14 protein-coding genes and 3 pseudogenes are annotated in these 21,237 nt (G+C 62.6%); 9 read left to right on the forward strand and 8 right to left on the reverse strand.

What is annotated here, in order from left to right:
• Positions 1 to 41 precede the first annotated feature (41 nt).
• The gene (gene ligD / locus J2Y63_RS31930; RefSeq protein WP_435269315.1) at positions 42 to 2,681 is read left to right on the forward strand and encodes a DNA ligase D; all 2,640 of its coding nucleotides are present in this window, start codon (positions 42 to 44) and stop codon (positions 2,679 to 2,681) included.
• 37 nt (positions 2,682 to 2,718) lie between these two features.
• On the forward strand, positions 2,719 to 3,096 hold the full coding sequence (locus J2Y63_RS31935) for a DUF4112 domain-containing protein (RefSeq protein WP_435269316.1): 378 nt from the start codon (positions 2,719 to 2,721) through the stop codon (positions 3,094 to 3,096).
• Between the two features lie 6 nt (positions 3,097 to 3,102).
• Here the strand turns inward: J2Y63_RS31935 and ligD (J2Y63_RS31940) are convergent, their stop codons facing one another.
• From ligD (J2Y63_RS31940) to J2Y63_RS31950, 3 genes are read right to left on the reverse strand one after another with little or no spacing between them, the layout of a single operon-like run.
• Positions 3,103 to 4,158: a non-homologous end-joining DNA ligase gene (gene ligD / locus J2Y63_RS31940; RefSeq protein ID WP_435269317.1), complete on the reverse strand. Its 1,056-nt coding sequence runs from the start codon at positions 4,156 to 4,158 to the stop codon at positions 3,103 to 3,105.
• 51 nt (positions 4,159 to 4,209) lie between these two features.
• Positions 4,210 to 5,022 (reverse strand): Ku protein, encoded by an 813-nt coding sequence (locus J2Y63_RS31945; RefSeq protein ID WP_435269318.1) that lies wholly within the window; start codon positions 5,020 to 5,022, stop codon positions 4,210 to 4,212.
• Between the two features lie 11 nt (positions 5,023 to 5,033).
• Complete coding sequence (locus J2Y63_RS31950) at positions 5,034 to 5,939, reverse strand: Ku protein (protein ID WP_435269319.1); 906 nt, start codon at positions 5,937 to 5,939, stop codon at positions 5,034 to 5,036.
• Positions 5,940 to 6,234: 295 nt separating this feature from the next.
• Here J2Y63_RS31950 and J2Y63_RS31955 point away from each other — a divergent pair, with 295 nt between their 5' ends.
• On the forward strand, positions 6,235 to 7,116 hold the full coding sequence (locus J2Y63_RS31955) for a hypothetical protein (RefSeq protein WP_435269320.1): 882 nt from the start codon (positions 6,235 to 6,237) through the stop codon (positions 7,114 to 7,116).
• 2 nt (positions 7,117 to 7,118) lie between these two features.
• Here the strand turns inward: J2Y63_RS31955 and xth are convergent, their stop codons facing one another.
• Both xth and J2Y63_RS31965 read right to left on the reverse strand, forming a co-directional pair.
• Positions 7,119 to 7,871, reverse strand: a complete 753-nt coding sequence (xth, locus tag J2Y63_RS31960; protein ID WP_435269342.1) for an exodeoxyribonuclease III — start codon at positions 7,869 to 7,871, stop codon at positions 7,119 to 7,121.
• Positions 7,765 to 8,270 (reverse strand): annotated as a pseudogene (locus J2Y63_RS31965) (DUF1810 domain-containing protein). Before J2Y63_RS31965 ends, xth begins: the two are co-directional and overlap by 107 nt.
• Before the next feature lie 143 nt (positions 8,271 to 8,413).
• Between J2Y63_RS31965 and J2Y63_RS31970 the strand changes: the two are divergent.
• A complete protein-coding gene (locus J2Y63_RS31970; protein ID WP_435269321.1) occupies positions 8,414 to 8,665 on the forward strand; it encodes a hypothetical protein in 252 nt (83 codons plus the stop codon).
• 366 nt (positions 8,666 to 9,031) lie between these two features.
• Here J2Y63_RS31970 and J2Y63_RS31975 read toward each other — a convergent pair.
• Positions 9,032 to 9,130: pseudogene (locus J2Y63_RS31975) on the reverse strand (SOS response-associated peptidase); the annotation flags it as partial.
• A gap of 258 nt (positions 9,131 to 9,388) precedes the next feature.
• On the reverse strand, positions 9,389 to 10,279 hold the full coding sequence (locus J2Y63_RS31980; RefSeq protein WP_435269322.1) for a LysR family transcriptional regulator: 891 nt from the start codon (positions 10,277 to 10,279) through the stop codon (positions 9,389 to 9,391).
• Positions 10,280 to 10,408: 129 nt separating this feature from the next.
• Here J2Y63_RS31980 and J2Y63_RS31985 point away from each other — a divergent pair, with 129 nt between their 5' ends.
• The 5 genes and pseudogenes from J2Y63_RS31985 (at position 10,409) to J2Y63_RS32005 (ending at position 14,621) form a co-directional block, all read left to right on the forward strand.
• The gene (locus tag J2Y63_RS31985; protein ID WP_435269323.1) at positions 10,409 to 11,308 is read left to right on the forward strand and encodes a polysaccharide deacetylase family protein; all 900 of its coding nucleotides are present in this window, start codon (positions 10,409 to 10,411) and stop codon (positions 11,306 to 11,308) included.
• Between the two features lie 8 nt (positions 11,309 to 11,316).
• Positions 11,317 to 11,942, forward strand: a pseudogene (locus J2Y63_RS31990) (arginase family protein); the annotation flags it as partial.
• Positions 11,943 to 12,072: 130 nt separating this feature from the next.
• A complete protein-coding gene (locus J2Y63_RS31995) occupies positions 12,073 to 12,489 on the forward strand; it encodes a DUF2231 domain-containing protein (RefSeq protein ID WP_435269324.1) in 417 nt (138 codons plus the stop codon).
• Positions 12,482 to 13,957 carry a PQQ-dependent sugar dehydrogenase gene (locus J2Y63_RS32000; RefSeq protein WP_435269325.1) on the forward strand — a complete coding sequence of 492 codons (1,476 nt, stop codon included), beginning with the start codon at positions 12,482 to 12,484 and terminating at the stop codon, positions 13,955 to 13,957. Before J2Y63_RS31995 ends, J2Y63_RS32000 begins: the two co-directional genes overlap by 8 nt.
• A gap of 64 nt (positions 13,958 to 14,021) precedes the next feature.
• A complete protein-coding gene (locus J2Y63_RS32005) occupies positions 14,022 to 14,621 on the forward strand; it encodes a DedA family protein (protein ID WP_435269326.1) in 600 nt (199 codons plus the stop codon).
• A gap of 329 nt (positions 14,622 to 14,950) precedes the next feature.
• Here the strand turns inward: J2Y63_RS32005 and J2Y63_RS32010 are convergent, their stop codons facing one another.
• On the reverse strand, positions 14,951 to 20,449 hold the full coding sequence (locus tag J2Y63_RS32010; RefSeq protein WP_435269327.1) for a translocation/assembly module TamB domain-containing protein: 5,499 nt from the start codon (positions 20,447 to 20,449) through the stop codon (positions 14,951 to 14,953).
• Positions 20,450 to 21,237: the final 788 nt, after the last annotated feature.

Below are 21,237 nucleotides of genomic sequence, written 5' to 3' on the forward strand. Positions count from 1 at the left end.
GGGCGAGGCCGAGCGTCGAGGCGAAACGGATTGAGGTCGACATGGCGGGTGACAAGCTCTCAACCTACAAGAAGAAGCGGGATTTCAAGCAGACCCAGGAACCGAGCGGCTCGACCGCCGTCAAGTCTTCGAACCGGCTGCGCTTTATCATCCAGAAACACGACGCCACGCGCCTTCATTACGATCTTCGCCTCGAACTCGACGGCGTGTTCAAATCCTGGGCTGTGACCAAGGGGCCGTCGCTCGATCCGCATGACAAGCGGCTGGCCGTCGAAGTCGAGGATCACCCGCTCGACTATGGCGACTTCGAAGGCACAATCCCGAAGGGGCAATATGGCGGTGGCACGGTCATGCTCTGGGATCGTGGCTATTGGGAACCCGAAGGCAGCAAGTCGCCGGAGGAAGCCCTAAAGAAGGGCGATTTCAAATTCAAGCTGCATGGCAAGCGACTGCATGGCAGCTTCGTACTGGTGCGGATGCGCAATGATCGGGACGGCGGCAAACGGACAAACTGGTTGCTGATCAAGCACCACGACGACCATTCCGTCGCGGAGAACGGCGCAGCCATCCTGAACGAGAACATGACGTCGGTCGCGTCCGGCCGGACAATGGAGCAGATAGCCGCCGGCAAGGGGCGGAAGCCGGTAGCATTCATGACGGCAAGCGGCGACGTCGAGGCCGATGCTGTGTGGGACAGCAAGCACGGCCTTGCGGTTGACAAGCGAAAGAAGAAGGCGCGCAAGGGTGTAGCGACATCGACGGCAGCCGATCTGCCCGACTTTATTCCCCCGCAGCTCTGCGAGACGGTTGAACGCCCACCAGCTGGCGACAAGTGGCTGCACGAGATCAAGTTCGACGGATATCGAATTCAGACGCGGGTCGCCGAGGGTGAGGTGACGCTCAAAACCCGCAAGGGCCTGGCCTGGACCGCGAAGTATCCTGAGATCGCGGAAGCCGCCGCGGCGCTTCCCGGTTGCATCATAGACGGGGAGATTTGCGCGCTCGACGACAACGGCGCGCCGGACTTTGCCGCATTGCAGGCAGCGCTGTCGGAGCGCAACACCGGCAATCTCGTCTATTTTGCATTCGACCTCCTGTTCGATGGCGGAGAAGACCTTCGCGAAAAGCACCTGGTCGACCGGAAAGCTCGGCTGCAGGAGCTGCTTGTGGACGCACCCAAGGATCCGCATCTGCGTTTCGTCGAGCATTTCGAGACGGGCGGCGATGCGGTTCTACGCTCCGCCTGCAAGCTCTCGCTCGAAGGCATCGTCTCGAAGCAGGCGAATGCGCCCTATCGATCCGGGCGGACCGAAACCTGGGCGAAATCGAAATGCCGAGCGGGGCATGAGGTTGTCATCGGCGCCTATGCCAAGACGAACGGAAAGTTCCGCTCCCTCCTCGTCGGCGTAAACCGAGGCGACCACTTCGTCTATGTTGGCAGAGTCGGCACGGGCTATGGCGTGAAGAAGGTCGAAACGCTTCTACCCAAGCTGAAGGCGCTCGAAACTTCGAAGTCGCCCTTCACCGGTATCGGCGCACCGAAAAAAGAGAAGGAGGTGTTTTGGCTGAAGCCCGAGCTTGTCGCCGAGATCGAATTCGCCGGCTGGACCGCTGATGGTCTCGTCCGCCAGGCCGCCTTCAAGGGACTTCGGGAAGACAAGCCGGCAGCAGAGGTCGAAGCCGAGAAGCCGGCCCCACCAGCGAAGACGGAAACGCCGGAGCCCGCGCCGGAAACCAACAGAAAACCCGCGCGCCGCAAGGGCGCCAAAGCGGAGGTCATGGGCGTTTTCATCTCCAGTCCGGACAAGCCGCTTTGGCCGGATGCGGGTGACAATAAGCCGGTTACCAAGGAGGATCTGGCCCGGTATCATGAGGCGGTTGGTTCCTGGCTCATCGAGCATGTGAAGGGCCGACCGTGCTCGATCCTCCGCGCGCCGGATGGGATCGGCGGTGAACAATTCTTCCAGCGCCACGCCATGCCGGGTACCTCGAACCTTCTGGAACTGGTCAAGGTCTTCGGCGACAAGAAGCCATACCTGCAAGTTGACCGGATCGAAGGCCTCATCGCCATCGCGCAGATCGGCGGCATCGAGCTGCATCCGTGGAACTGCGAACCGGGAAAACCCGAAGTGCCGGGCCGGCTGATGTTCGACCTCGACCCCGGCCCGGACGTGCCGTTCGCGTCGGTGGTGGCGGCCGCGCGCGAGATGCGCGACAGGCTGGACGACCTCGGCCTCATCAGTTTCTGCAAGACGACCGGCGGCAAGGGGCTGCACGTCGTCACGCCGCTCGCGATCAATACACGCAAGCCGCTTTCGTGGGCTGAGGCCAAGGGTTTCGCCCACGACGTTTGCGAGGAAATGGCGCGCAACAATCCCGACGCCTACCTCATCAAGATGACCAAGAGCCTGCGGGGAGGACGGATCTTTCTGGACTATCTGCGCAATGATCGCATGGCGACGGCGGTGGCTCCCCTGTCGCCACGGGCTCGGCCCGGCGCGACCGTGTCGATGCCGCTGACCTGGACGCAAGTCAAATCCGATCTCGATCCGAACCGGTTCACCGTGCGGACCGTACCGGCGCTGCTGGCAAAGACGAACGCCTGGGCAGACTATTGCGACGGAGAGCGCTCGCTGGAACAGGCGATCAAGCGGCTCGCCAAGCACAAGGCTGCGGCATAACCTTTGAACGGACGAGCGTCGGGACCAAATAGGAAGCATGAAAAAGCACACTCTCCCCGTGGAAAACCTAGCGCGTCTGCGGCGTATCCGCGGACTGGTGCGACTGATGGATACTGCTCTACGCATTCCCGGAACGGGGATTTCGCTGGGTGCGGACTCGGTCCTCGGCCTCGTCCCTGGCGTCGGTGATTTCGCGGCGGCGGCCGTCAGTCTCGTCATCGTCAACGAGGCTCGCCGTCTCGGCGTGCCGAATGACAAGCTCATCAAGATGCTGGTCAATGTCGGCTTCGATACGGTCGCGGGAAGCGTGCCGGTTCTGGGCGACGTCTTCGACGTCTATTTCAAATCCAACCGCCGCAATCTGGAGCTGGTGTTGGATCATTTCGGTCTCGACCACGCAGATCTCGATCGATAAGGACGATCACTTGCCGGCCAAAGTATCCATATCGAACACCGCGGCATTGTCCTGGACTTCCCGCAGGCCCTTGTAGGAGGCGTGACGCAGGTTGCCTTCGTCGGTCCAGCCGCGGAACTCGATCTCGGCGATCAGGGTGGGCAGGGCGAAGACGTAGTTCTTCCCCTTGAGCGGCACGACCGGTTTCTTCGTCTTCAGCTCGTCCAGCGTCTTGCGCAGGTATTCGGCATCCGCCGTCTTGAACCCGGTCCCGACCGACCCGACCGAGACCCAACCGTCTCCCTTGCGGGCAGCGAGAAGAAGGCTACCGATCCCGCCACGCGCTGCAGAGGATTGCTCGTAGCCGACGATCATGAAGCTCTCACTCTGGACGCATTTGATCTTGATCCAATCGCCTGCTCGTCCCCACCGGTATGGCCGGTCGCGGTGCTTGGCGATAATGCCTTCAAGGCCCATCGAGCAGGCATTCGCGAGCAGTTCGGCGCCGTCGCCGCGCGCCTCCTCCGAAAGCTGTACCGCGCCGACTGCGCCCTCGAGGAAATCCGAAAGCAGATGCCGTCGAACCAAAAGCTCCGTCTTCGTCAGATCGTGGCCATCGTAGTAGAGGAGATCGAAAGCAAAAAAGACGGCCTCCGTTGAGGCACGCTTGCCGCCGCGACCGCCGAGCGAGCGCTGCAGCGCCCCGAAATCCGCGTAGCCCTCCTTGTTGAGAACCACTGCCTCACCGTCGAGAATGGCGGTCCCGAAGCCCAGCTTTTTGGCCGCTTGGGCAATCTTGGGAAACCTATGTGTCCAGTCATGGCCGCCGCGGGTGATGATTCGCACTGCGTTGGGCTCGATGTGGATGGCCAGGCGATACCCGTCCCATTTGATCTCGTAGAGCCATTCCGGCCCCTCCGGCGGTGTTGGCCGAAGAAGGGCGAGACAGGGCTCGACGCGATGGGGCATCGGATCGAAAGGAAGGCTTGGCTGCTCAGCATCGCGTTTGCGAACCGGGCGAGACTGCAGTGTCTCGCCGGACTTATCGTACAACGGTATGGCAGACCGGCGCTTTTGTTTCATCGATATCCATCACATGCGAGAGTTCGAACATAGGTGACGTTTTTGAAGATTTCAGGATGCACGCTTGCCTTTTCCACCGGCGGCCAGGCTCTTGCGCAACGCGTCCATGATGTCGATGACATTGCTTTCGGTGGCCGCGCCGTCATCGTTGGCCTTGCCCTTCTTCGAGGGTTTCAGCGCCTTCTTCTTTTTCGCGATAATGCCCAGCAGAGCTTCCTGCACAGGGTCAGAAACCATATCTGCCGACCATGTCTTGGTGTGCTGATTGATGAATTTCTGAACGAGGGGAATGAGGTCGGGGTCCGATTTGTTGTCGATGTCCTCGAAGTAGGACTCTTCCGGCCGGACCTCGTCGCCGAAGCGCAGCGTCCAGAGCACAATACCCTCGCCGCGCGGTTCGAGCACGACCGCCCGTTCGCGTCGACCGATGACCAGGCGCGACACCCCAAACACCTCGTCGGACGCCATGGCGTCGCGGATAACCGCGAAGGCCTCATGGCCGACCGGATCGTCCGGCACGAGATAATGCGGTTTTTCGAGATAGATCCACTCGATGCTGTCACGCGGGACGAACTTGTCGATATCTATGGTCTTCACCGTATCTAGCGCGACGGCGTCCAGTTCCTCGTCGGTGAGCAGGACATAGTCGTTCTCGCCGCGGGCATAACCCTTGACCTCGTCCTCATCCTTCACCGGCTTGCGCGTGACGGTATCGACATATTGCGAGACGACACGATTTCCAGTCTCCCTGTTCAAGGTGTGGAAGCGGACCTTGTCGCTCTCCGAGGTCGCCGGTGACATGGAGACCGGGCAGGTGACGAGGGAGAGCTTCAGATAGCCTTTCCAATAGGGACGCGGCGCCATGATCGTTCTCCTCAACCGGCTTTACGCTGTGCTGCCGTCGAGCGGCGCGCCTTCGATGCCGTCGCACGCGCCGCGGGCTTGCGCCCGGCGCCCTTGTTGGCATTGGCAGCAGCGGGCTTCGGCTTGTCATTGCTGGCCTTCAGCATCTTGGCACTTTCGCGTAGCGCGGCCAGCAGATCGCCCGGTTTGGAGACCTTGACCTCCTTGCGCTTCGGCAGGGCCTTGCCTTCGATTTTTGCCTTCACCAGCTCAGCGACCGCCGTCTCGTAGCGATCGTCGAACGCGGCGGGATCGAAGGTTCCTTTCTTGGTGGCGATAATGTGCTTGGCGAGATCCAGCATCTCGCCCTTGATCCGCAGCTTCGGTATTTCGTCGAAGGCCTTCTCGGAGGAGCGGACCTCGTAGTCATACTGCATTGTCGTGGCGATCAGGCCCTTGCCATGGGTGCGGATCAGCACGGTGCGCATGCGCCGGAACAGGACGGTGCGGGCGACTGCGACGACCTTCGACTTCTCCATGGCGTCCCGCAGCGCGGTGAAGGCGTCCGACGAAACCCGATCGGTAGGCACGAGATAATACGGTTTGTCGAAATAGACGTCGTCGACATCGGAGCAGGCGATGAATGCCTCGATGGTCAGCGTTTTGTTGCTGTCGGGAATGGTCGCCGTCACCTCCTCCGGATCGATCATGATGTACTGGCCGTTCTCGATCTCGAAGCCCTTTGTCTGGTCCTCGCGCTCGACCTCCTTGCCGGTGTCGCTGTCGACAAAGACGCGGTTGACGCGATTGCCGGTTTTTTTATTGATCGTATGGAAGGAGATCCGCTCGGAGGTGCTTGCGGCCGTGTAAAGGCCGACGCCGCAGCTCACCTCGCCAAACTTGATGAAACCCTTCCACTGAGCACGATGACCGGCCATCTTGAACACTCCCACCTAGACGCAACCAAAACGAGTCAAGCGAATCAGGAAGGAATTTGTTCCGAGTCGAAAAGAATCGGAAATCAATAACTTAGGTGCTCCTCGCCTCCCTTTTTGCGAGTCTCGAATATGCCATTGATTCGCTGCATCTTTTACGGTGCGGGTGCGTTCTTCCGAGACCGCAACCTGGCGGGATGCAGAAGGCGGAGACTGAAACCGGCCCGGCAACGCGACCGCGGTGATCGGCGCACAAAACGCTGAGGTATCGGTCGCCTCGGCCGCGAGCAGTGACGTTATGACGGAGAATGTTGAAATTTCCGATGGGGCCGAGGATGGCGGCGAGCGTGCGTCTGTCTCCTTCCCATTCGACCGCATGACAGTGCAGCGGTTTCGCGAGACCTTTCCGCGCGCCCGCTGGAGCGACCGGCGAAAGGCGTGGATCGTTCCCGGCAAGACGGCGCGCCGACGCATCGATCGCTGGATGGCCAAGGAAGAATCCCGTGCCGATCCCTACGCAGAGGCGAAGGGCAGGGATGCTTTTGCTTTCGAGCCGATCCTCAGCCCCTATCTCGGCGTCGAAAAGGGCGGGCTCCGCATCTCGACGCCCTATTCCCGCAAACTGGTCGAGGAAATCCGGCAGGTGCCCTTCGCCCGCTGGGACGGCCACCACAAGGTCTGGCGGGTGCCTTTCTCCTCCTATGACGATCTTGTCGACCACTGGCAGGCCATCGAGATGGAAGCACAGCGGTGTGAGCCCGACGAAAGGCGCAAACGCGCTGCGGCGCGCAAGGGGACCGAGGAGGAAAAGACGACCCGTCGGCGGGCGGCCGAGCGCAAGCGTCGTCGCATCCCGCTCCCCGCCCATGACCTGCCCCCGTCGGACCGGCCGATCGCGACGACACCGTACGGGATTATCGTCGTGGCTGACATCACCGGCGAACTGGTCGAGCACGACGAGATCGCTGACCTCTATCCCGGCATCGCCCACGATCACATCTGGGGCATATGGCGAACGCCGTCGCTGGACGAATTGGTGCAGACCTGGCCCTCGCGAACTGAACCCGGCGACGACGAGCGCCAGCGCGGCTGGTGGCTGCCGACCCTCGAAGAGCTGCGCGTGGCAAGGCGAGCCGCGAGGGCGCGCGAGCGCCGGGCGACGCACCAGGCGCCGGCCTGACCTCAATCCGTGGGCGGTTCGATCTCGATCATAACCGGTGCGTGATCGCTGGTGTGGTCCCAGCTTCGGGGACCGCGGCGAACGCTGGCGGACCTCAGCCAAGGGGCCACGGTGGGGCTGAGCAGAAGATGGTCGATGCGCAGGCCCGCATCGCGCTCGAAGGAATTGCGCCAATATTTCCAGAACGTGTAGATGCGTTCATTCGGATGGAGGTGGCGGACGGCATCGGTCCAGCCTTGCGCGAGGAGATCGGCGTAGGCCTTTCTGACTTCCGGGCGAAACAGCGCATCGTCACGCCAACGCTCCGGCGCATAGACGTCGAGGTCCGAGGGCATAACGTTGTAGTCGCCTACCAGCAGGGCGGGTATGCCGAGTTCGATCAGCTCGGCGGCATAGGCCTGGAGGCGCTGGAACCAGCGCAGTTTATCTTCGAACTTCGCGCCGGGGGCCGGGTTGCCGTTCGGAAGATAGAGGCAGCCGACCAGCATACCGTCGATGGCGGCTTCGATATAGCGGCTATGGGCGTCGTCTGGATCGCCCGGCAGGCCCCTGCGCGTGAGGAGGGGCACCACACCTTTCGCGAGGATCGCGACACCATTCCAGCTTTTCTGGCCGTGCCAGACTGCCCCATAACCGGCACGCTCCAGGTCAGCGCGCGGGAACCGCTCGTTTGGCGATTTCAGTTCCTGAAGACAGACGATGTCGGGCGCATCCCCCTCCAGCCACCGCAGGAGGACGGGAAGGCGGCCGTTGATGCCGTTGACGTTGTAGGTGGCGATCTTCACGAGGTTCCTCTCGAAGGAGCAATCTTGCCGAGACGAAACCGTTGCGGAATTTCAAATGTTCCGGCGCTGCGTCGGGCGAGCCAAAGATATCATGGGCCGATCGTTCGTGATGGGCGAGAACGGCATCAGTCGTCTGGGCCCGCCGGCCGGCCAGAAGCGGGTGGTCGAGATAGCCCCGAGCTTCATCCAGCGAGGCTATCCCGTAGAACTGCGCCGTCGGTACGGCCGAGGGCACCCAGTTGCGGAAAGATGAACCACATCCAGTGGCTCTCTTTGCGCCCGCCGCGCAGCTCGACAAGGGCTGCGGGAAAGACGAGCTCTTGTGCATCGACAAAACCGCTTGAGCTGAAAAGGATCGTCCATCGTCATCGACAGCTCCACCTGCAGGGATCGCCCGAGCAGATAGCGCGATGCGGGCGTGCGGCAAGAAGGATCGGCTGGCGCCGGAACCGACCATTGCAAAGATTTTGGGCGCTCCTATCTTTTGCTCAGGATCGTTGGAGACGCCCGCGATGACAGAAATTCCGATAGACATTCTCTTTGACGACGCGGCAGAAATCCTGCTGCCGCCTCAATGCGGCAACGCGGCCCGACAGGCTGCGGCCTGCGTCTGCTGCGGTCGCGCCGGCCAGGCGATGGACGATGACGGCTGCGGCATCTGCGATGCGTGCCTCGATGCGCCGCTTCAGGCAACCGGCAATACCGACGGTCTTGATTTCTCGGATACCTTTCCCCATCTGTTGCCCACTGCCCGTCATCGATGATCTGCCTGCAGCGACGATATCCGTCGCGCGTTCGCAGTCGTCCGGGTTCAGAAGGGCGCTCCCCCGAGCGCCCTTCTTCATTTCGGGAAGAAGACGGCGGAAGGTGTGGGCACGCGGATCGCCGCGCGCTCCAGGTTCTAGCCTCGTCCCGGACCAACCGCCAGCGGCGGGCAACGACGTCCGTGCCTCGGGCGGTGCGATAGGCCGGGACGGAAAGGTGAATGTCGTCTCCGTCCGGATGCCATTCCCCGATCATCGCGATGCCGTCGCCGAACTCGACCACACACATGCCCTCGGCGGCTTCCGCATCTTCAACGCGGACCTCGCCGCCGGGAAAGGCATGGCTATGCGGGAAGGAGAAGCGCATCAGCCGACCTGCTCCACGGAAAGGGAGCCGGCCGGGAGCGACTTGATCAGCGACTTGGCTGAAACCGGAGGGTCAAGCCAGTACGCCCAGGCTTCACGCTGTGTGCGCGACAGTGGTCGACGCCGCGGCGCGCGGACTGCGACCGACGGTCGTGGTCGACGTGGTCGGAGATCGCCTTGCCATATCGCATACCGTGGCGCTTCTGGATATCTGGATGAAATACGGCGATCTGTGCACCGCGGCCGCAGTGAGGGAATACGCGGCTGCGAAAGCCGGGCGGCACTGATTTACCCAGGCCCGAGGCTTGTCTTTGGCATGTCTTTTTTGAAGACGGTGTAGATGGCAGATACGCTGCCTCAACGAGGCGCGTGCGGGAAAAGGTGTTCGGCCAGGAAGTCGACCAGGGCGCGCAGTTTTGGCGCGAGATATCGGCTGGAGGGCCATAGCATCCGAAACGTCCCTTCGTGGCTTAGGTACTCCTCCAGAACCGAGACCAGTGCGCCGTCGCTGAGCTTGTTGCGGATGGCGAAATCCGGAAGGCAGGCGATGCCGTGACCATGTTCAGCCATGTAGATCAGCGGTTCGATGGTGTTCACTACGGCCTTGACCGGCAGGCCGATGTCCCTATATCGGTCCTTCAGCGGCCAAGGCTCCAGTTTGCCGCTCGTCGCAAATCGATGATGCAGACAAGCATGAGACAGTAGCTCGCCCGGGCGACGCGGCACGCCACGATGTTCCAGATAGGCCGGAGATGCAACGAGCTGGAACCGAAAGGTGCCCAGGACGCGGGTCATCAGGCGGGAGTCGCGGATTTCGCCGGCACGCACGACCCCGTCGAATCCTTCCTCGATCACATCCACAAGCCGGTCCGTGAAATCCAGGTCGAGCTCGATTTCAGGGTAGGCACGCATAAACGCAGAGAGCGTGGGCATCATCAGCATCCCTGCCAGTGGCAAGCTCACCCGCAGCTTGCCACGCGGCTTGCCTTGCGTATGCGCCAACTCCGCCTTGGCAGCTTCCATCTCGGATACGACCCGCCTACAGCGTTCTAGAAACAACATCCCCTCGGCGGTCAGGGTCATGGTTCGCGTCGAGCGATGAAACAACCGAACACCCAAATCGTCCTCAAGACGGGCGATGGTCTTTCCGATCGCGGATGAGGACAGGCCGAGCTGCCGTCCGGCCTGGGTGAAGCTCAGGGTTTCTGCGGTCTGGAGAAATGCGCTGATCGAACTGAGGCTGTCCATCGGATCTTCATTTCGGAAATTAAGTCCGAAGTATTATGAATTCCAGCCTCATTATCAATAGTCCCTCGCTTGATAGTCTGATGTTCGGACGGCATCCGACCGCGCCGTTTTCATCCCGAGGAGATTTACATGCTATCGAACGTCGTGCCGCAAGAGCACAACCGCTTCCCCTTTTCGCCGATCGTCGATCGTCCGCCATTGCGGTGGCCGAACGGTGCGCGGGTGGCGGTATGGGTCATTCCTAACATCGAGCATTTCATGTTCGACAGGCCGGGCCCAGCCGTCGTTCCAGCAACGACTGGTTTCGTGCCTGATGTCCTCAATTATTCCTGGCGCGATTTCGGCGCGCGTGTCGGGATCTGGCGCCTCATGGACGTGATGGACAAACACGGCATTCGCGGAACCGTCGCCTTGAACTCCGACGTGTGCCGGCACTACCCGCAGATCGTCGAGGCCGGGAATGCTCTCAAGTGGGAGTGGATGGGGCACGGTCCGAACAACAATACGATGATCAACAGCCAGCCGGAGGATGAAGAGCGTGAACTGATCGGTCGTGTTCTGAAGACGATTACGGACGCCACCGGCACCGCGCCGACGGGCTGGCTCAGCCCTGCGCTGACCGAGTCGGGCAACAGCCTCGACATCCTCGCGGAGTTCGGGATCAACTACGTGGCAAACTGGGTCAACGACGAGCAGCCCTATCCCATGAAGGTCAGGTCGGGAGAGATGTTGTCGTTGCCGTATTCCGCCGAGATCAACGATTATATTTCTTTTATCGAACGCAGCCAGAGCGGTGAGGCGTTCGCGCAGAGCATCTGCGATCAGTTCGACGTCCTCTACGAGGACGGGGCAACAACCGGGCGGGTTATGGCGATCTGCCTGCATCCCTTCCTGATCGGGCATCCGCACCGGAGCAAGCATTTCGACAAGGCTCTCGCCCATATCGCTTCGCGTCAGGAGGTGTGGTTTGCGACGGGCTGCGAGATTGCAGACTGGTATCGCCAGCAGCAGGCGGCCGTAGCGGGCTGATCGACGTCTTTCCGGTCGTGCCAGGCGGTGAGTGCACGATCTTGCTGGGCTGATGCTCGCGTTTCGGCGGCGCGGCCGCTATGGCTTGCTCTTCATCGATGGCAACCCAGACTTTCTTCCAGCCCGAGGCGGAGCCCAATCGGGAGGGCGCCTCGATGGATCTTGCTCTGGTTACCGGCTGTGGCCCGTCACACCTCACTAACATTGAAGGTCTCGGTCCTCTTGTCCGCTCCGACGACGCTGTAGCGTTGCGTATCGCGATCACAAGGACCAGGAGGAGTATGGAAGCCAGCGCCTTCCCAGTCAGCTCAAGGCGATTGACCTTCCAGCCGTGCGCGATGGGGATCGAGGCCGTTGCGCGCGAAGCGGTCGAGCACCTGACACGAGAAGAACTCAAGGGCTTCTTCATCCATCTCGATGCCGATTGCCTGGATGACGCCATCATGCCAGCTGTCGATTTCCGCATGCCCGGCGGGTTGTCGTGGGATGAGTTAGGGGTCCTACTTCGAGTTGCTTCGGGGAGCGGCAAGGCAGTCGGCATTGAGATCACATCTATAATCCCCGCCTTGATAAGGACAGTAGCGCGGCGCGCGGCCTGGCCGACGTACTAGTCGTTGCGCTCGGAACAGCAGCGTACCGAAAAGCGATATCTGCTTACGGCGCTTTGGACCCTTCCGAACGACGGAGTTTGGGCGGCAACCGAGGAACATTCTCGGCGTTGGCGCGTATTGCGACAAGTCCACGAAAAACGGCAGGTCGTTGCAATGACACCCTACACCATGCCCGCCACCCATCCGTTCGCCTATGCGGGCTACCGCTTTTTCTCCTCGTTCCCGATCGCCTGCTACTTCCTCACCGTCCTAACGGACCTGGCCTATTGGCAAACGACGAACCTTCTCTGGCTTCACTTCTCCGAATGGCTGCTTCTTGCCGGCCTCGTTTTCGGCTTTGTCGCCATCGTCATCGCGCTGGTCGCGCTCGCTGCCCGCTGGTACGGCCCGACCGGGCTAGGCCTCATCGGGCAGGTGATTGCGTTTGTGCTCGCCGTCCTCAACAGTTTCATCCACACGGCAGACGGCTGGACGGCAGTCATTCCATACGGACTCGCGGTTTCCATTGCCACGGTAACGGTGTTAGCCGTCACGGCTCTCGCCGGTAGCAGGGGAGCTGCACATGTCTAAGGTTCGCATTTCAATCGCAGCCCTCCTCGCTGTTGCTGTCCTGGTTGGATGTAGCGGTGGTGAAGGCGAGTTCGATACAGCACAACAGATTGGGCGCGACCCTGTTCTGCCGGAACCCTCACAGGATCTCTGGCCGGATCTCAACGTCGCCCCGGTCGTCGGCTGGCAGGACGGGCAGACCCCGAAAGTTCCGGATGGCTTGGCGGTTACCGTCTATGCGAAGGATTTGGCCAATCCGCGCACCGTACACACCCTTCCGAACGGCGACATCCTTGTGGTCCAGTCGGAGGCGCCCGCGGGCAAGCCGCTCGAACGACCGAAGGACATCATCCGCGGCTGGATCATGGCCATGGCCGCAGGTAATGTGGGTGGTGGTGGCGAAACAAACCGCATCACCCTTCTGCGCGACACCGATCGGAACGGCACGGTTGACGAGCGCGTCGACCTACTTAGCGGACTGAACTCGCCTTTCGGCGTCGCCTGGTATGAGAACACGCTCTATGTCGCCGCTGCCGACGCAATACTCTCCTATCCTTACGAACTCGGCGGCGGCGCGATCTCCGCGCATCCCCGGGTTCTTACGCCACTACCCGGCGGGCCGATCAATCACCACTGGACGAAGGATCTGGCTCTCAGTCCCGACGGCCGCTTCCTGTATGCGTCGGTCGGATCCAACTCCAATGCGGGTGAACGGGGCATCGAGGCTGAGAAGGGGCGTGCCGCAATCTGGCAGGTCGATCGCGAGACGGGTGCAGCAAAGGTGTTTGCATCGGGCATTCGTAATCCCAACGGGCTCAATTTCCACCCCCAGACGGGCATGCTCTGGACTGTGGTGAACGAGCGCGACGAACTCGGTCCAAATCTCGTTCCCGACTACCTGACGTCCGTGAAGGAGAACGGCTTCTACGGCTGGCCCTGGAGCTATTATGGCCAGCATGTTGATCCGCGTGTGCGTCCGCAACGTCCCGATCTCGTGGAGAAAGCGATTGCGCCTGACTATGCCCTGTCCAGCCACGTCGCGGCGCTAGGACTTGCGTTCACCAATGATTCCGCCATGCCGGAGGCGTTTCGCAACGGTGCTTTTGTCGGCAACCGCGGAAGCTGGAATCGGAACGCGTTCAACGGCTACAAGGTCATTTATGTCCCGTTCGTCAATGGACAACCTTCCGGTAAGGCACAGGATGTTGTTACCGGTTTTCTTGAAAACGACCAAGTCCATGGCCGTCCCGTCGGGCTCGGGATCGATGGCACGGGAGCCTTGTTGATCGCGGACGATGCTGGAAACACCGTCTGGCGGGTCGCCGCAGCAGATGGATCGGTGACTGCGCAGCCGATATCGACGGACCGGGTAACGACGTCGGGCACGACGTTGAACGAGGGTGAAAGCTTGCCCCGGGATACGGTGACAGAAGGCCAGCCGTCTCAAACGGATATTGCGCCGGCGGTCTCATCCGAGGATGGTCAGTAGTTGCTCTGAAGGCAAGTCCTGAGTTCGGTCCTGCCCGGAAAACGTGAAGAGTGACGAGCGAGATATGGAAGCGTTCGTGCACGCTATGATGCAGCGGTTCGGTCCATTCGGGATTGCTCTCTTGATGGTCCTGGAGAATATCTTCCCGCCGATACCGTCAGAGCTGATTATGCCGCTGGCGGGCTATTTGGCAACGCGCGGTGACATGTCCATCGTCGCCGTGATCGCGGCAGGCACGGTTGGATCTCTCATTGGGACGCTACCTTGGTACTTCCTCGGCCGTCGCCTCGGCCACGAAGGTGTCTGCAGGCTAGCAGAGCGGCGCGGGAGGTGGCTAACGATGTCGCCCGAAGATGTCGATGTGGCCGCAGAACGCTTCAAATCCCACGGCAGAATGTCGGTGCTTGTCGGCAGGCTAATCCCGACCGTCCGGACTTTGATCTCTGTCCCCGCCGGCGTTGAGAAGATGCCCCTTTTCGAGTTTCTGATCTTCTCATTGATCGGAACGTTGATCTGGACGACCGCTCTGGCGATGGCGGGCTACATTCTTGGACAGGCCTACGATCAGGTGGCCGACTACGTCGATCCTGTATCGACCGCTGTTCTTATCATTCTGGTGTGCTGGTACGCCTACCGCGTCGTGACGTTCACGAAACAGAGGTGATAGGCGTGCCGCTCGTGGAAGCGGCGTGGTCGCACCCCAAGGCGACAATCGAACCGTACGGCATCTGCTCGAGCAGCATCTACTCTCCCGGCGAGCCTTCTCCTTAGGCATTGGTGACCGCGACGTTGTCGGATCTTCGGCCAGAGCCCACCACATTTGAGCGGCGCTGTTCACGACGTGGACCTCCGACCGAAAACGCGACATCGTTCTTATAATACCTTGAAGGCCGCGGAAGCGATAAAGCGGTCACCGTTCTTCTCGCAATTGAAGTAATAGGCCGCCAGCGCGCTTCCGTCTGGGCGCATGACGGTGCGCGCGAAAGGTCACCTTCAATATTCCCTTTCATAGAAAATGCCCGCCGCGCCGCCTCCACTGCCGGCTTCGCCACGCAACTTGACGTCACGACCGACTTCGAGATTGATCACCGCTTTGCCGCCGCCAGATTCTGGATCCTGCTTTAGCTCGATGTAAGTACGGTCATTAAGGTATTTGCCGACCGAAAGCTGTGCTCGCCCTTCGGAATCGGTCGTGATGTCGAGATCGTCGACCCCGAGCTGGCTGCGCAAGCCCTCCAGCAGGGATCCGGACCGCCCCCCAGAGAGCTGACTGACGGCAGCGGCGAGTTGGGCTATCTGCACAGCGGAAAGTTTCGACATCGATCTATTGAAGATGAGTTGCGCGAGGATTTCGTCCTGCGGCAGCGCCGGCGAGGAGGCGAAGTTGACGGTCGGATTGCTGGCCAGGCCCGCGATGGTGACGCTGATCTCTGTCGATCCGGCTGTCGTATTCGCCATGAGATCAAGGGCAGGAACCAGGCCGCCGCCGAAGCCAATGGTGCCGCGCGAAAACTCCAGTCGCCGGGCGAGGATTTCCAGCCGCCCGCGCCGCAGCGTAAAGGCGCCCGATACGGCAGGATTTGCAGACGTTCCCCGGATCGTCAGGTTACCCCCGAGTTCCGCATTGATGCCGCGCCCGCGCGCGAAGATCCTGCTAGGCGCGTCGATGGTAAGGTCCAGACCGATGCCACTGCCAGCGCTATCGCCGCCTGCGTCCTTGTGGACCTGCCGATTCATCGCCGTCACGTCGCGCGGCGCGTTCCTATGCTGGATGTCGATTTCCGACAGGGAGGCGGGTAGTTTTTCGGGAATGGTGATGCCCGCCTTGCTGACGCGCAGCGTGCCGCCCACCACCGGGGCGCTTAGCAGCGGACCGGTCACCGTCAGGTCGCCGGCGACATCTGCGGTGACGAGCGTTCCGTCCACATAAGTGATATCGCCGAGCTGGATGGCAAGATTGGCCGGGTAGTTGGAGCCCGGCGCGACGCCGACCGTGCCGCTCGCCGAAATGCGCCCGCCGCTTGCCAACGTGCCGGTCATCTGCTGGACGGTCGCTTGGTTGCCGTCGAGCGAGACGCGCGCGGCGATATCGTTGACAGCCAGATTGCGGCGGACGTCGACCAGGCGCGCGCCGGACGTCGACACCGTGCCGGCGATAACCGGCGCGGTTGCCTCTCCCGAAAGAGACAGCTCGATGGAGGCGTTGCCGGTCAGGATGAAACCCTCGTCAGCGAGCCGCGCGGCCAGCAGCGAGAACGGCAGCGTGCCGGAAAACCGCATGGAGAGCGGTATCCGGCCGGCAGTTCCAACGGTGCCCCCGCCGCTGAAAGACAGGCCGCCCGCACCTGAAAGCGTTGTGTCGAGCCGAAAGGTGCCGTTGGCATATTCGCCGTTCGCGCGGATGGACAGGACGCCGGCGCCGGCCGCACGGCTCTGGGCGACGGAGGCGCCCTGCCAGTCGAGCGAATAGCCTACCACGGGTGCTCCGGCACTTCCCCCGACGGTGACGGTGCCGTTGATCGTGCCGTCGGCGCCCAGTCCGGCGGCGAACGTGTTGACGAGGTTTGCCGGCAAGGCGTTTAGCCGCGCGGTCAGATCGAGCCTTTCACCGGCCGTGCCACTGATGGCGATGCTGCCGTTTCCCGTGCCGATGACGACATCGCGCAAGGCGGCGCTGCCCTCGCCGAGGGTGATGGTGACGGGTCTGTCAAGGCGGAGCGGAATACCGCGCGGTGCAGCCTCGAGGCGCGTGAGCGCCACGGAGATACGGCCGCCCTGCTGCTCGATCTCGCCGTTGGCCGACAACGGCGCGCCGTCGTAGAGGCCGGTAACGTCGATGCCGGTCTTCGCCCCCTCGCGCGTGAAGGCCAGCCGCAAAGCTTCCAGCCGGTTTTCGCCGACGGTCAGCCGGCTGGCGCGGACCTCGCCCGCGATGGCCGCCATCGTCAGATCGGCGATCGAAAGATCGACGACGGGACCGACGATGCGCAGCGCATCGCGGCTGATGCCCGAGCCGCTTGCCTTAAGCGTCAGGCCTGTGCTGCCGTCGACATTGCGGATGACGACGCTGCCGGCGAGATCGCCGACCGCGCGCTCGCCCGCCGTGGCGGCCAGAAGGGCCAGGTCAGGGAAATCGAAGGTGAATGTCCCCTCCGGCGTGAAGTCTGGAGACAGCGTCAACCCGCCCTTCAGCGTGTTGTTGCCGATATTGGCTTCGAGCATGGGAATGGCGATCCTGCCGTTCTGCGAGACGACGCTGGAGCGGATGTTGATCGCCTGCCCGTCGAGCGCGCCCGTCACCGTCAGCTCGCCCGAGGGCGCGTCGGCCACGGCCTTGCCGGCCAGCGTGACGACGAGATCGCTCAGCGTGCGACCGGCAAGCGTGGCGCCGCTCGACGTCAGCCGCGCCTGAACGTCCAGGCCGTCGACGGGACCGCTCGCGGAGACGTCGAACGCGGCCGTGCCCTCCGCATCGGTCAAGAGCTTGTCGAGGGCGAGGATGGTGCCGTTCACCGTCGCCGCCAGGGTATTTCCGGCGAGCGTCGCCGTTCCCGAGGCCTCGAGCGTGCCGGAAGCGAGCGCGAAATTGGAAAGCGCAAGCGTGCCGTCCTGCCGCTTCTCCGCCTTGCCGGACAGCGTCACCTTCGTATCGAAGCGCGAGCCGAGCGCATCGCCGAGGGCCGTCGGCGGCGCCGCGATGCGGAAATCGACATCGGCCGCGCCGGTCGGGGGCAGGAAGAAGCCGCTCGCCGCGACGTCGAGGCCATTGCCCGTGAGTGCGACGTCCGTGAATGCGATCCGATCGGGCTGAACCGCCAGCCGGCCCTGAAGCGACAGCGGCCCCGGCATCAGGCGGGCGAGCTCGGCATTGACGAAATGCGTCTCGCCGAGCTCGGCGCGCAACGCGACCGGTCCGATGCGCTCGACGAGATCGAAGGCGTCGCTCGTGACGGCAAGCGTGGCGTCGCCGATGCTACCCTTCGGAAAGGAGGCGTCTTCCAGCCGGGCGGACAGATCGATACGGGCGGCTCCGATCGCGCCGGACATCGTAAGCTCTGCCGAGGCGAGCGACAGGTGCGCTTCGCCGCCGTCGACGGGCAGGCGCAGTTCAGCAGGCCCCTCTTCGGTCAGGAGCACAGCCGTGAGGTCACTTTCGCCGGTGGAATTGAAGACGCCGGAGAGCGCAACGCGCATACCGGCGATATCGACGACCAGCCGGTTGAAACTGGCCGCGCCGTCCCGCACGGTGATGGAGGAGGCATCCGGGAGATCGAGCGGATAACCCGCCACGAGCGCCCGCACGGATGTCAGCGCGACCATGGTCGCGCCCTCGTGCCGCGCGACGCTGCCTTCAAGCACGAGCGGGGCATCCTCGTATCGGCCCGAAACATCGAAATCGGTACTGCTGCCCTGATGATTGAAGGAGACGGCGGGGTTTTCGAGCGTGTTTTCGCCGGCGGCGACGGCGGCGGCGCGGATCGTCCCTGTGACACCGGGCGCGCGGATATCCGCCACCGACAGGTCAATCGCCGGATTTCGCACGCGCAGGGTTTCACGGGTGATCATGGAGCCCGTGGCTTCGAGAGTCATCGCCGTGCGACCACCGTCGGCTGCGAAGACGGCCGTGCCGGAAAGGTCTCCCACAACGGTCTCTCCGGCCAGGGCCGCCAAAAGCGAGAGGTCGGGTAAGGTGAATGTGATCGTTCCCTCGGGCATGAGATCGGGAGACAGCCTCAGCCCGCCCTTCAGCGTGTTGGCGCCGATATCGGCTTCGAGCATAGGGAGAAGGATCCTGCCATTCTGCAAGAAGACGCGGGAGCGGACGTTGACCATCTGCCCGTCGAGCACGCCCGTCACGGCCAGGTCGCCGGCAGGACCATCGGCGTTCGTCCGGCCGTCGAGCGCGACGACGAGATCGCTCAGCGTGCGGCCGGCGACCGTCGCGCCGCCGGATGTCAGCCGCGCGGTCAGGCCGAGGCCGTCAAGCGGACCGGTGGCCCGCGCCTCGAATGCCGCTTCGCCGGCGGCGTCTGGGACCAGCCGGCCGATCTCGGGCAGGCGGCCGGTGAGCGTCGCATCGAGATTGCCGTCGACGAGGGACACGCCGCCGGCGGCCTCCAGCGTGCCGGAGCGCAGTTGCAGATCCGAGAGCCTGACGGCATCGGCGCCCGTCGCCGACAGGTTTCCTTCAAGCGCGATGGTCGTATCGAACCGGCTGGCCAAGTTGTCCGGCAGCACGGCGGGAAGCGCTACGAGCTGGAAGCGTGTTTCGGCAAGCTGCGTGCGCAGGTCATAGCTGCCGGAAAACGTGCCGTCGATGCCGGCGCTATCAAGCGTCAGGAGATCGACACCGATCCGGTCCGGTGTCACGTCGAGGGTGGCGGCGGCCTTCGCCGGTCCCCTGACCAGCCGATCAATATCGGGGTTCGCAAAGGCGGTAGCCCCGGCTTCCACCGTCACATCAATGGCACCGCTGAGGGCAGACAGGTCGAAAGCCGTGCTCGCTGCCGAAAGACGTAAGGTTTCCACCCGTCCCTGCGGCAATTCGGCGGCGGCGAGCACGGCGTCGAGGTCGAGCGCGGCGGCAGCGGCCGGGCCGTTGATCGTGACCTCGGCGCTTTCGATCAGGAGGCGCGCCGTGCCGGCAGCCAGCGGCCAGCGGAAGTCGATCGGCCCCCGCCTGCCCGAAAGTCTGGCCGTGAGGTCGTTCTTGCCGCGGGCGCTGACCGTGCCGCTGGCCGAAAGGGCGAGCGTGCCGGTGGAAATCTCGCCCTTCTCGATGCGCAGCATGTCGGATCCGTCGAAGGCCGCGATTACGTCAATGCCGGTGGTGCCGGCGAAGAGCGGCCGCAGTTCCGGCGGCATCAGCACATCGAAGGTGCCTCCGCCAGTAAGCGACACGGTATGCAGCCCTGCGGTCGAAAAGGTATGGCGGCCGTCCAGCGCCAGGATTTCGCCACCGGCGACGGCAGCCGTCAGCCGGCCCGCCCAGTTGGAGAGCGGTCCGTCGCCGGTGAGCCTGACGGCAACGGCCAGCTCGTCGGGAAGCCGCAGCAGCTTCGCGATCAGCCCGCCCGCCGGCTCGGAGATCTCGGCCTGAAGCCGCAGGCGGTTGCCCGGCGGATCGAAGACGAGATCGGCAACGGCCTTCGCTTCCGGGCGGTCCATCTCGGCGAGCGCCAGCTTCAGCGCCACGCTTTCCGACACCGTCTGGCCGCTGCCGGCGAGCGAAAAGCGATGCTCGCGGCCGGCGACGGCCGCGCCGAGACGGATGTCCGCAACGTCAATGGCCTCCATCCTCACCTCGACGGGCAATGTGAATGGCTCCTGAGCCCCGGCCGGATCCTCCGGCACGGCTTCGGGCAGGCGCGACAGCGAAACCGAGGCGGCGGCGACGCGCTCGGCATCGAAACGAGAGGACAGGAGCGCAAGCGGCGACCAGTCGACAGCGAAGTCGCGGATCTCGGCATAGACGCCATGTGTGTCAGCCAACCTGATCGTTCCGACCCTCAGACGCCCGGTCAGGAGACCGGAGGGATCGACGATAGTGACGTTCCGCTTCGAGGTCGAAATGAAATCCTCGACAAATCTTGCCGTTACCCGCGCGCCGGTATCCGTAAAGCCGACGAAGCCAACCAAGGTAAGAAACGCAAGTACAAGAACGGCAAGACAGCTCAAGATACTGCGGACGAATGCCTGAAGAAAACGAGAAATCTTGTTCATGGCCTATCCGTTGCGCAAAATAAATGCCGCCGAAGCGTGAGTGCATGTTCAAATTAGATTTTGCTTTGCTGCAGGTTTCGCGCGCGACGTTCGGTGGGCTAGCCTGCTTCAAAGAGTTCTATCAGCCGGCCTGTAGAGGATTTTTTTCCGGCAGGGCTCTACTTCAGCGTGTCATTGAATGCGATAGCTATAAGCATCGTTTTAAACGCTTAAGACACGACGTCCGATAACTCCCGCATGCGATCCAAGTTCCCACGAAGACGACTCTTTTCGGCAACCCGCGAGCACATGAAGTTTCGCACTGTGAGAGGAGTAACTGCAGTAGACCGTCGCGACTCTTTTGATGTCAACGCGTAGACCGTGCGTGTCCTGGCGGCCGGCGGCCGGCGGCTGACATGGCTGCTCAAACCTTGCCGTCGCCGTCCTCACCCTTGACGACATGACCGAAAATGCCCGCTGGTAAAACGGTGGGCATACGCGCAAAACACCGGGAGTTGATACGGCTCGGCCAAAGGTTGGGAGGAAGCCTCCAAATATTGCAAACGTCAAACAGGGAA

This window comes from Shinella sp. BE166 (assembly GCF_051201095.1).
Classification (GTDB): Bacteria; Pseudomonadota; Alphaproteobacteria; order Rhizobiales; family Rhizobiaceae; genus Shinella; species Shinella lacus.